The sequence below is a fragment of the Pseudomonas sp. HMSC067G02 genome (genome assembly GCF_001813485.1).
Lineage (GTDB): Bacteria > Pseudomonadota > Gammaproteobacteria > Pseudomonadales > Pseudomonadaceae > Pseudomonas > Pseudomonas aeruginosa.
In genome coordinates this window covers 16,227-26,656 of the sequence record NZ_KV812717.1, presented here as the reverse complement: position 1 = coordinate 26,656, position 10,430 = coordinate 16,227, and the positions used below count along the sequence as shown (strand labels likewise).

General features: G+C 67.7%; 9 protein-coding genes. 1 reads left to right on the top strand and 8 read right to left on the bottom strand.

Going from position 1 to position 10,430, the window contains the following annotated elements:
- Positions 1 to 188: 188 nt before the first annotated feature.
- The 6 genes from pepN to HMPREF2914_RS24645 form a co-directional block, all read right to left on the bottom strand.
- Positions 189 to 2,846 carry an aminopeptidase N gene (pepN, locus tag HMPREF2914_RS24670; protein ID WP_022580539.1) on the bottom strand — a complete coding sequence of 886 codons (2,658 nt, stop codon included), beginning with the start codon at positions 2,844 to 2,846 and terminating at the stop codon, positions 189 to 191.
- An 18-nt stretch (positions 2,847 to 2,864) separates the two neighbouring features.
- Positions 2,865 to 3,698: a DUF2797 domain-containing protein gene (locus HMPREF2914_RS24665; protein ID WP_003091329.1), complete on the bottom strand. Its 834-nt coding sequence runs from the start codon at positions 3,696 to 3,698 to the stop codon at positions 2,865 to 2,867.
- Positions 3,698 to 3,961, bottom strand: a complete 264-nt coding sequence (locus HMPREF2914_RS24660; RefSeq protein ID WP_003104989.1) for a YeaC family protein — start codon at positions 3,959 to 3,961, stop codon at positions 3,698 to 3,700. The genes HMPREF2914_RS24665 and HMPREF2914_RS24660 overlap by 1 nt, the downstream gene beginning before the upstream one ends.
- An 83-nt stretch (positions 3,962 to 4,044) precedes the next feature.
- Positions 4,045 to 4,905, bottom strand: a complete 861-nt coding sequence (locus tag HMPREF2914_RS24655; protein ID WP_003104987.1) for a rhomboid family intramembrane serine protease — start codon at positions 4,903 to 4,905, stop codon at positions 4,045 to 4,047.
- The gene (locus HMPREF2914_RS24650; RefSeq protein ID WP_003091336.1) at positions 4,902 to 5,882 is read right to left on the bottom strand and encodes a metallophosphoesterase; all 981 of its coding nucleotides are present in this window, start codon (positions 5,880 to 5,882) and stop codon (positions 4,902 to 4,904) included. Before HMPREF2914_RS24650 ends, HMPREF2914_RS24655 begins: the two co-directional genes overlap by 4 nt.
- A complete protein-coding gene (locus HMPREF2914_RS24645; RefSeq protein ID WP_003091343.1) occupies positions 5,882 to 6,769 on the bottom strand; it encodes an NAD(+) kinase in 888 nt (295 codons plus the stop codon). Before HMPREF2914_RS24645 ends, HMPREF2914_RS24650 begins: the two co-directional genes overlap by 1 nt.
- A 124-nt stretch (positions 6,770 to 6,893) precedes the next feature.
- Here HMPREF2914_RS24645 and HMPREF2914_RS24640 point away from each other — a divergent pair, with 124 nt between their 5' ends.
- Positions 6,894 to 7,859 carry a DUF1853 family protein gene (locus HMPREF2914_RS24640; RefSeq protein WP_003091344.1) on the top strand — a complete coding sequence of 322 codons (966 nt, stop codon included), beginning with the start codon at positions 6,894 to 6,896 and terminating at the stop codon, positions 7,857 to 7,859.
- Here the strand turns inward: HMPREF2914_RS24640 and HMPREF2914_RS24635 are convergent, their stop codons facing one another.
- Both HMPREF2914_RS24635 and HMPREF2914_RS24630 read right to left on the bottom strand, forming a co-directional pair.
- Positions 7,860 to 8,759 (bottom strand): 1-aminocyclopropane-1-carboxylate deaminase/D-cysteine desulfhydrase, encoded by a 900-nt coding sequence (locus HMPREF2914_RS24635; protein WP_023091566.1) that lies wholly within the window; start codon positions 8,757 to 8,759, stop codon positions 7,860 to 7,862. It lies immediately after the preceding gene.
- Between the two features lie 37 nt (positions 8,760 to 8,796).
- The gene (locus HMPREF2914_RS24630) at positions 8,797 to 10,236 is read right to left on the bottom strand and encodes a hypothetical protein (protein WP_003138529.1); all 1,440 of its coding nucleotides are present in this window, start codon (positions 10,234 to 10,236) and stop codon (positions 8,797 to 8,799) included.
- Between the last annotated feature and the right edge of the window lie 194 nt (positions 10,237 to 10,430).

The window sequence follows — 10,430 nt, the reverse complement described above, 5'->3', positions numbered from 1 at the left end:
GACAAAACGCGCCAGGCGAATTCCGCCAATGGCGCGAAAAGTCCCTTCGCAGAGCCTGCGCAGGGTGGTTCGCGAAACACGATTAAGCGGGCTCCATCAATGGAAAACAGTGAAGCGATTCCCAGAAGTAACAAAGGGCGTTACCAGCCAGTGGCCAGTAACACCCTCTTCCGGGAGAAGCTGGCGGATCAGGCCAGGCTCTTGCTCACCACTTCGTAGACGTCGCTGGACAGCTCGCCGGAGGCCAGGATGCGTTCCAGCTCGCCGCGCATCAGCGCTTGCCGCGCCTCGTCGTACTTGCGCCAGCGGGTCAGCGGCACCAGCAGGCGCGAGGCGATCTGCGGGTTGAGTGCGTTGAGCACGATCACCTGGTCGGCGAGGAAGCGATAGCCGGCGCCGTCAGGACGATGGAAGTTGACCAGGTTCTGGTTGGCGAACGCGCCGATCAGCGCGCGCACCTTGTTCGGGTTCTTCAGGGTGAAGGCCGGGTGCTGCATCAGCGCCTGGACCCGCTCCAGCCCGCCCGGCAGCGGCGAGCCGGCCTGCACGCTGAACCACTGGTCCATCACCAGCGGGTCGTCCTTGAAGTAGTCGGCGAACATGGCCAGGGCCTTGCCCTTCTCCGCCTCGAAGCCGGAGTTGACCAGCACCGCCAGGGCGGTCAGGCGCTCGGTCATGTTGTCGCAGCCTTCGTACTGCTCCAGGCAGGCGGCGAGGATTTCCTCCCGGCCCGACAGCGACAGGTAGGACAGCGCGATATTCTGCAGGCTGCGCCGGGCGATGTGCGAGGCCTCGGCGAGGTAGGCGGTGTCGCGGGAAATCTTGCGGTTGGCCTGGTAACGCTGCCACAGCGGCTCGAACAGCGCTTCGCCGATACGCTGGCGGGCGAATTCGCGGGCGGCATGGATCGCGTCGACATCGGCGACTTCGCTGATCTCGGTGAGATAGGCCTCGCTGGGCAGCGAGAGCATCTCGGCGACCATCGCCTGGTCCAGCGCCTCGTCCGCCAGGAGGGTGCGGTAGGCCTCGATCAGGCGCGGGTCGAGTACCAGTTGCGCGCCGCGCTGGTGCTGGCCGATCAGCTCCTGCAGGACCTGCACCGAAAGCTGTTGGCCGGCCTCCCAGCGGTTGAAGCCGTCGCTGTCGTGCTGCATGAGGAACAGCAACTGGTCGCGGCTGTAGGGGAAGCTCAGTTTCACCGGCGCGGAGAAGCCGCGCAGCAGCGATGGCAGCGGCTGCTCCGGCACCTCGACGAAGACGAAGCGCTGCTCGGCCTCGGTCACCGCCAGCACACGGTTGCCGCCCTGGGCCGCGGCCTCGCCTTCCAGGCGCAGCGGAAGTTCGTGGCCCTGGCCGTCGAGCAGGCCCAGCTCCAGCGGGATGACGAAGGGTTCCTTGCTCGGCTGGCCGGGAGTCGGCGGGCAGCTCTGGCGCACCGTCAGGGTGTAGCGGCGGGCGGCGGCGTCGTACTCGCCTTCCACCGCCAGGCGCGGAGTGCCGGACTGGCTGTACCAGCGCTTGAACTGGGTCAGGTCGACGCCATTGGCGTCTTCCATGGCCTTGACGAAATCGTCGCAGGTCACCGCCTGGCCGTCGTGGCGCTGGAAGTACAGGTCCGAGCCCTTGCGGAAGCCTTCGGCGCCGAGCAGGGTGTGGATCATCCGCACCACTTCCGAGCCCTTCTCGTAGACGGTCAGGGTGTAGAAGTTGGAAATCTCGATGAACGAGTCGGGGCGCACCGGATGCGCCATCGGCCCGGCGTCCTCGGCGAACTGGTTGGTGCGCAGGAAGGCGACGTCCTCGACGCGCTTGACCGTGCGCGAGTTCATGTCGGCGGAGAATTCCGAGTCGCGGAATACGGTGAAGCCTTCCTTGAGCGACAGCTGGAACCAGTCGCGGCAGGTCACCCGGTTGCCCGACCAGTTGTGGAAATACTCATGCGCCACCACGCCCTCGACCCGCTGGTGGGCGGCATCGGTGGCGGTTTCGGCGCGGGCCAGGACGCAACTGGAGTTGAAGATGTTGAGGCCCTTGTTCTCCATCGCGCCCATGTTGAAGTCGTTGACCGCGACGATCATGAAGATGTCCAGGTCGTACTCGCGGCCGTAGACCTCCTCGTCCCAGCGCATCGACTTCTTCAGGCTGTCCATGGCGTGCTGGACCTTGTCGATGTTCTCCGGCTCGACGTAGATGCGCAGCGCCACGTCGCGCTGGCTCATGGTGCGGAAGCTGTCCTCGACGCACCAGAGGTCGCCGGCGACCAGGGCGAACAGGTAGGCCGGCTTCTTGAACGGGTCTTCCCAGGTCGCCCAGTGCCGGCCGTTGCCTTCGGAACCGCTGGCCACCGGGTTGCCGTTGGAGAGCAGCACCGGGTAGCGCTGCTGTTCGGCACTGACGGTGGTGGTGAAGCGACTCATCACGTCGGGACGGTCGAGGTAATAGGTGATCTTGCGGAAACCCTCGGCCTCGCACTGGGTGCAGAACATCTTGCCGGACTTGTACAGGCCTTCCAGCGCGGTGTTGCTCTCCGGATGGATACGCACCGTGCTCCTGAGGACGAACTCGGCCTGCCGCGGTTGCACCCCGAGCTGCTCGTCGTCCAGCTGGTAGTCGTCCGCGCCGAGCGCCTGGCCGTCCAGTTCGAGCGCCAGCAGCTCCAGTTGCTGGCCATGCAGCAACAGCGGCGGCAGGCCGGCGCCGCGCTCGGGGTTGCGCCGCAGCTTCAGCTCGGCGTGTACCAGGCTGTGGTCTTCGAACAGTTCGAACTTCAGGTGGGTCTCGTCGATCAGGTAGTCCGGCGCCTGATAGTCCTTGAGGTGGATGACTTTCGGTTGCTCGGTGCGCATGGCTTGTGGCCCTTCTGCTCAGTGATGCACGGCGATCTGGTAGGCCGTGTATTTGCGAATGTTGATCACCCCGGTGTCGAGGATCAGGTACTGGCCCTTGATACCGCGAAGCGTGCCTTCGACGATAGGCGTTTTTTCCAGGTCGAGGCTGGCGACCTTGCTCGGGTAGGCCTCGACCGGGTAGGCGATCTCGAGCGGATCGAGGTCGATAACCGGTTGGATCGCCTGCAGGCCGAAACGTTGCTGCAATTCGCGCAGGCCGTCGGCGCACTGGTCGAACAACTGCTCGCGGACTGCCGCCAGATCGACCGGCTCGGCCTCGCCCTTGAGCATGGCCCGCCAATTGGTGCGGTCGGCGACCTGGCTGCGCAGCAGGTCTTCCACCAGGCCGGACTGCTGGCGGGTGGCCACGCGCAGGATCGGCAGCGCCTGGCGCGCGCCCTGGTCGATCCAGCGGGTGGGAATCTGGCTGGCGCGGGTGATGCCGACCTTCACCCCGGAGGAGTTGGCCAGGTACACCACGTGGTCGGTCATGCAGAACCGCTCGCCCCACTCCGGTTCGCGGCAGGTGCCCTGCTCGTAGTGGCACTTCTCCGGGCTGACGATGCAACTGTCGCACTGCGCCAGCCGGGTGAAGCAGGGATAGCAATAGCCCTGGCTGAAACTCTTCTTCGTCTTGCGGCCGCAATGGGTGCAGAAGATGCTGCCGAGGTACTCCAGGCGCAGCGGCCGGCCGATCAGCGGGTTCACCGCGACTTCGCGGTCGTCGAGGCGGAAGGCGTATTGCACGGGAGCATTGCTTTCCAGGCGCGCCGTCATCTTGCTCAGCGCGCCGCGGGCGATTTCTTCCATCAGTGCACGGAGTCCGACTTGAACAGGATGTTCGGGATCGGCTCGTCGGAATGCGAGGAGCAGTGCTGCGGGCCCATGTAGCCGGTGCGCTCCTCCTCGGGGAGGTTCTGCAGCTCCCAGGCGATCACCGCCTGCAGGCAGAGTTCCTTCTGCTCCTGGGTCAGCTTGCGGCCGTCCGGCCACTTGCCGATCTCGATGGCCAGCTTGAGGTTCTGGTAGATCTCAGGAGTGATGTTCTCGATCGCTTGATTGAAGGACGACATGGCCGGCTCCGGTGAAAAGGCGTACCGGCCATTCTACCGGGCCGGGGCCGGCGGCGCACATCGAAGCTGCCGCAGCCCCTCGCTCAACGGCGACGCCGCGCCAGCAGGCCGCCCAGCAAACCGCTGAGGCAACCGACCAGCAGCCCGCCAACGTGCGCGCCGTTGGCGATGGAGCCGAAGCCGAGCAGGTCGATCACCCCGGACAGGCACACCAGCAGCCAGATCAGCATCATCGCCACGACGCCCCTGGGCAGGCGATAGGCCTGGTTCGGCGCCAGGTACTGGAAGATCCAGCAGTGCCCGAGCAGGCCATAGAGCACCCCGGACAACCCGCCGAACAGGCTGGCGCCGCTCACCGCGTACTGCACCACGTTGGACACCAGGCCGAACAACAGGGTCAGGCCGAGCAGCATCGGACGGCCCTGGCGGAATTCGATGCGCCGGCCCAGCTCCCAGAACCACATGGCGTTCATCGCCAGGTGCAGCCAGCCGAAGTGGATCAGCATCGGCGTGAACAGCCGCCACCATTGACCCGCCGCCAGGCTCTCGGCCAACGGCGTGAACAGCGCGTACTGGCCCTGGATACGGAAGTCCTGGAAGGTCAGCCAGCGCATCGTCGCGAAGTTGTCGCCAAGGTAGGTGACGGCGGCGACGACGAAGGTCAGCAGCAACACCGCGGCGGTCATCGGGCTCATCCGCAGTTGCCGGACGAAACCCTGCCCCGCCGGTCGCGGCGCGGCCTCCAGGGTCGCCTGCGGATCGCCTTCGGGATAACGCCGGTACAACTCGCGGACCTGCTCGGCGAGCCGCTCGTCGGGCACCCAGAGGACCTGCTGGCCGGATTCCTCGCTGACCCGGTGCGGCACGTTCAGACGCCGCAGCAGGCCGACGAAGCCGGCCAGGTCGACCGACAGGGGAAACTTCAGGACCTGCACCGCGCTCACTCGTCAGCCTCCGGCCGCTTCACTTCGACCCAGACGAACTTGTGCCGGTCCAGGCGGGTTTCCTCATCCAGGCGGTAGGCCGCCAGCTTGCCGTACATCACCGCGCTGTAGTCCAGGCAGGCCAGGTTCGGCCGGATCGGCGCCGGCGTGCCGCGTCGCCAGTAGTGGCCGACGAACAACAGCGGTTCGTCGGCGCCGTAGGTCAGCAGGCTGGACTTCTGCTCCTCGCTGAGCGGCTCGCGGGCGATCGCTTCGGGCAACGCGTCGGGCTGGAAGACGATATCGCCGTAGGTGCGCGGCGCCTCGTCCTCGACCCAGAACTTGGTGCGGAAGAAGGCGCGCGTATAGCCATCGCTGCTGGTCAGCGTGGCACCGTGCGGCAGGCGCATGTCGGTACCGCGCAGCAGGCGGTTGCAGGCCAGGTCGGCGAAGCTGCCGGGCTCCGCCGACTCCTGCAGGAAGGCTTCGCTGATCCGCCCGTCGGGGAACTGCCGGCGCAGGGTCGCGATCAGTTCGCCGTCCCAGCAGGCATGGACCATGCGGAAGCGCCCGGCATCGAGGAACAGCGGCAGTTGCTGGAACCAGCCGAGGAAGTCGCGCCAGTCGGCGTCGTGGCCCTCGAACTGCTCGAGGGTCTCCTTGATCAGCCGGGCATGCCGCGGCGTATGCTCGCGGACGTACTGGCGGCCGCTGCCGGGCGCCGCCGGGGTGCTCCAGCCGAGCGCGTTGAATTCGTGGTTGCCCATGATGCACAGCGCCTCGCCGGCGTCGACCATCGCGTGCACCCTGTGCAGGGCCTCGCGGATGCGCGGGCCGCGGTCGACGATGTCGCCGAGGAACAACGCCTGGCGCCGCGGATGGCGCCAGACGCCGCCCTGCAGGCGGTAGCCGAGCAGGTCGAGGAGGCGGTCCAGGGTATGCGCGCAGCCGTGGACATCGCCGATCAGGTCGTAGCCACGTCCGGGGTCGAGTTGCATCAGTCGCCTCCGCCCAGGCGGCTGCCCCAGCCGAGCTTGGTCCGGCAGATCTCGTAGTAGTTGTGGTCGATGGGGTGGATCAGGCGCAGCTTCTGCGGCTTCTTGCTGATCGTCACGGTATCGCCGGGGGCGCAGGTGAAATGGTTCTGCCCGTCGCAGGAGACCTGCGGGTAGATCTGCATGTTCGGCGACACGACGATCTTCAGCTCGCTGTTGCCGTCCACCACGATCGGGCGGCTGGAAAGCATGTGCGGGTACATCGGCACGATGACGATGGCATCCAGCTTCGGATGCATGATCGGACCGCCGGCGGACAGCGCGTAGGCGGTGGAACCGGTGGGCGTGGCGACGATCAGGCCGTCGGCCTTCTGGCTGCAGACGAACTGGCCGTCGATATACAGCTCGAACTCGATCATCCGGGTCGACTTGCCCGGGTGCAGGACCACGTCGTTGAGCGCATCGCCCTGCCCCATCGAGTCGATACCGCGACGCACCTGGGCATCGAGGAGGAAGCGGCTCTCGACGATGTACTGGCCGTCCAGCACCTCGCCGACCTTGGCCTCCAGTTCATCCGGGCGGATGTCGGTGAGGAAGCCCAGGCTACCGCGGTTGATCCCCAGCACCGGCACCTTGTGCCGGGCCAGCGCGCGGGCCGCGCCGAGCATGCTGCCATCGCCGCCGACCACCACCACCAGGTCGCAGATTTCGCCCATGATCTTCCGCGAGCAGGTCTGCAGGCCGTGTCCGGGCAGGACTTCGGCGATGGTGTCCTCGAGGATCACATGCAGGTGGCGATCGATCAGGAATTTCTTCAGCCGGCGGATGGTATCCAGCACCTGGGTGCTGCCGAGGCGGCCGATGATGCCGATATTGCGAAAGGGTTCCATGCGGTTCCTGCGAAAAGCTGGCGGGCGGGATAGAGCGGATTATGGGCGAAAGCCGCGGACAGCGGCAAACCCGCGCATGTACGGGAAATCGCCGCGAGTGGCGCAACCCGGCTAACCTCTGGGTATGACGCTGCTGACCGAACTGCTCGACGAATTGCGCCACCCGGCCGTCCGCGACCTGGCCTGGACCCTGCTCGCCCCGCCGTTGCTGCGCCGGACCCCGGAGCCGCAGCGCCATCCGCTCGCCGCCAGCCGCTGGCGCCAGGAGCCGGAGCGCCTGGCCGCCTGGTTGCGCGAACAGGAGCGACAGCCGCAGCACCTCGCCGCCTGGCTCGCGCAGTGGCCACGGCAGCGTCTCGGCCTGTACTACGAACATCTCTGGCAATTCGCCCTGGAACAAGCCCCGGACGTGCGCCTGATCGCCGCCAACCTGCCGGTGCGCGACGGCGGGCATACCCTTGGCGAACTCGACCTGCTGCTGCGGGACGACGACGGCATCCACCACCTGGAACTGGCGATCAAACTCTACCTGGGGCCCCAGTCCGGCCCCGGCGACTGGCTCGGGCCCGGCGGCCAGGACCGCCTGTCACGCAAGCTGGAACACCTCTGCCGACACCAGTTGCCGCTGGCGGCGACCCGCGAGGGTCGCCAGGTGCTGGCCGCCCATGGCGCCGAATCGGCCGTTTCCGCATTGTGGCTGAGCGGCTACCTGTTCCATCCCTGGCCCGGGCCGGGCAGCCTGCCCGCCGACATCGAGCCACGGCATCTGCGTGGCCGCTGGCTCCGCCAGCGCGACTGGCCGGCGTACCTGGCCAGCCTGGCCGGACCGCAGGCCGGGCAGCATTGGCTGCATCTGTCGCGCGAGCACTGGCTGGCGCCGGCCATGCGGCGGCAGGACCCGCTCGACCCACCGCGCGACGGCGCCTGCTGGAACATCGCCTTCGCCGACGAGGCACGTCCGCAAATGCTGGTAAGGGTGGTGCCGCGCGACGGCTACTGGGTAGAGGCCGAGCGCCTGTTCCTGGCCAGCGACGACTGGCCCCCGGGGCTCAGCCTGTGGGGTAGCGCGCGCCAGGCCGCGGATGCCTGATCAGAGCAACGCCAGCAAACGCTCCTGCAATGCCCGGCGGCCCTGCAGGCCTCCGCTGTGCAGCGCCACCAAACGGCTGCCGCGAGCCACCGCGCCGCTCTCCACGGCCTCGCGCAGGGCGAGCAGCAGCTTGCCGGTGTACAGCGGTTCGAGGGCGACGCCGCTGGCCGTCTCGAACTCGACGATGAACCGCGCCAATCGCCCATCGAGGCGGGCGAAACCACCACGGCTGGCTTCCAGCAGGCGATAGCCGGCATCGGCCCAGCCCGCCTCGGCAAGGGTCGCCGCGACCTGGGCGGCGACGCCATGGTCCTCCGGCACCGCCAGCGCGCCCACCACGGGATGCCGCCCGGCCTCGCCGAGCACCAGGCCGGCCAGTGTCGTACCGGTACCGGCGGCCACCCAGATCGCGTCGTAATCGTCCCAGCCGAGCGTCGGCAACTGGGTCGCTATGCGCTCCACCAGTCCGATGCAACCGCGCGCGCCCAGCAGCCCGCCACCGCCCTCGGCGACCGGCAGCAAACCTGGGTAACGTTCCCGCCAGGGAAGCCAGAAGCCGGCGGCATGCCGCTGGCGATAGCCACCGTAGCCGAGCCAGTGCAGTTCCATGCCGAGACTGCGCAGGTCGCGCACCGTCGGCGTATCGACTTCGTGTCCGCGCAACAGGCCGACGCAACGGAAATCGAAACGCGCGCCGGCGCCGGCCAGCGCGTGCAGGTGGTTGGAGTGGGCGCCGCCGAGGCTGATCAGGCCGTCCAGCCCCTGCTCGCGGGCCAGCGCCAGGTGTGGCGCGAGCTTGAACCCCTTGTTGCCGGAGATCAACGGATCGGCCTGGTCCAGGCGCAGCAGCGCCAGTTCGACCCCGGCCCGTTGCAGCCAGTCGAGTTCGAGACGCTGCAAGGGTGTATGCGGTGACCAGTGGGGAAACGGCAAGGAGTCAGCTCACGGTGCGCAGGCGCCCCGTGGTCTTGTGCCGGGCGCAGCAGTTGGTGTCGCCGGCGACGAAGCGCGCCGGGTTGTCGACCCGGTCGAGCGGCAGGTTGCAGCGTTCGCCGCCGGGCAGCAGCGCCTCGCAGCGCGGCTGCTGGAAGTGGTCCAGCCACTGGCGGTACTGGCTCTCGGAGACGAAGCACTTGGCCGCCGCGTAGGCCAGCGGATTGTCCTGGTAACGCGGGATGTCCTGCAAGGGGATGGTCAGGTGCCCGGCGCCGGGATGGTAGGCGACGAATACCACGCCCTGGCCGGATAGACGCTCCAGCAGTTGCTCCGGCCCCTGGGCGGCCAGACGGTCGCGCTCGGCGCGCAGCTCGGCCAGTTCCTGCTCCAGTTGCTGGTCCAGCTCGTTGCGGTAGGCCAGTTCGACGTCGCGGATCGAGACCTGCTCCTTGTAGCCGGCCACCGCCACCGCCACCCGAGCCTCCAGTTCGTCGGCGAACTCCGAGCGCAGCAGGTCGGTCTCGTTGCGCCCCTGGTTCTCGATGAAACGCAGTTGCCGGGTCAGTTCCTCGCGGTTGCGCTGGAACTGCTCGCCCTGCTCCAGCAGACGCTGCTGCAACTCGGCGTTCTCCCGCGCCTGCCGTTCCAGGGCCTGTTGCAGGCTGAGCACTTCGCTGCGCAGGATGTCCAGTTGCCCGCGGGCGTCCTGTTCGCGCCTGGCCAGTTCCTCTTCGTGCTGCCGGGCGAGCCCGGCCAGGCGCTGCTCGTGCTGCCGGGCCAGGGCGGCGAGCTGTTGCCGCTGCTGCTTGACCAGTTGCGCCAGGCGCGCCGCCTGCTCGTCCTCCTGCTTGCGCGGAGGCTCCGCGGGCGCTGCCTTCGGGGCGGCGGGACCGGCGGCGTACCATTGTTCTTCGGCGGCCATCTGCAGCCGCTGCGGCTCCACCGCGGCAGGCTCCTCGTCCACCAGCAGGCCGAGCTGGTTGCGCCTGAGCGCGTCGCGGATGAGTACGAAATGGTTGCGTCCGGCGCTGCTCTCCGGGTCCCACAGGTGCATCTGGTGCCAGGACACCGGGCACTGGCTGCGACAGGCCAGGCGGATCGGCCCGCCGCCCATGTCGGGGCCGCGTCCGGCGCGCTCGGCGAGGTTGCGCAGAGGCAGGTTCCAGCCGGTGTCGGCGCCGCCCTGCTCGTCGAAATCGAGATAGAAGAACACCGCCGCCCGCGCCTGCAGGCGCGGATTGATCAACACATAGGCCAGGTGCATCTGCCGGTCGGCGTATTCCGGCATGCGCACCAGGCCATCGAGCAGCGCCTCGAATTCGGGATACAGCATTTCCTTGCAGACGCCGCTGTCGTTGAAGAACAGCACGGCCTCCGCCATCTGTGGCTTTTTCTGCATGCTCATCGCTAACCCTCGAACGCCTGGCGAGGCGGCCCGCATCCGGCAGTACCCATCTGGCATGTCACCTGAAAAACAGGCGCTATCTCGTTGTTCGGGCAAGTCTAGGGGAAAAAATGTCGCGGGCAATGTGACTGGGTTGGCAGACACCCGGGCGATGCCGGACGGCCCGCCGAGCGGTAGGGGAAATTGTGAAGCGGTCGGGTTTTGAGCGGACGGAGATCACCGTGGCAGAG

Excerpts from the sequence above, each read along its gene's own strand:
- pepN (WP_022580539.1), bottom strand. The coding sequence starts at position 2,846 with ATGCGCACCGAGCAACCGAAAGTCATCCACCTCAAGGACTATCAGGCG.
- HMPREF2914_RS24665 (WP_003091329.1), bottom strand. The coding sequence starts at position 3,698 with ATGGAAGAAATCGCCCGCGGCGCGCTGAGCAAGATGACGGCGCGCCTG.
- HMPREF2914_RS24660 (WP_003104989.1), bottom strand. The coding sequence starts at position 3,961 with ATGTCGTCCTTCAATCAAGCGATCGAGAACATCACTCCTGAGATCTAC.
- HMPREF2914_RS24650 (WP_003091336.1), bottom strand. The coding sequence starts at position 5,882 with ATGCAACTCGACCCCGGACGTGGCTACGACCTGATCGGCGATGTCCAC.
- HMPREF2914_RS24645 (WP_003091343.1), bottom strand. The coding sequence starts at position 6,769 with ATGGAACCCTTTCGCAATATCGGCATCATCGGCCGCCTCGGCAGCACC.
- HMPREF2914_RS24640 (WP_003091344.1), top strand. The coding sequence starts at position 6,894 with ATGACGCTGCTGACCGAACTGCTCGACGAATTGCGCCACCCGGCCGTC.
- HMPREF2914_RS24630 (WP_003138529.1), bottom strand. The coding sequence starts at position 10,236 with ATGCGGGCCGCCTCGCCAGGCGTTCGAGGGTTAGCGATGAGCATGCAG.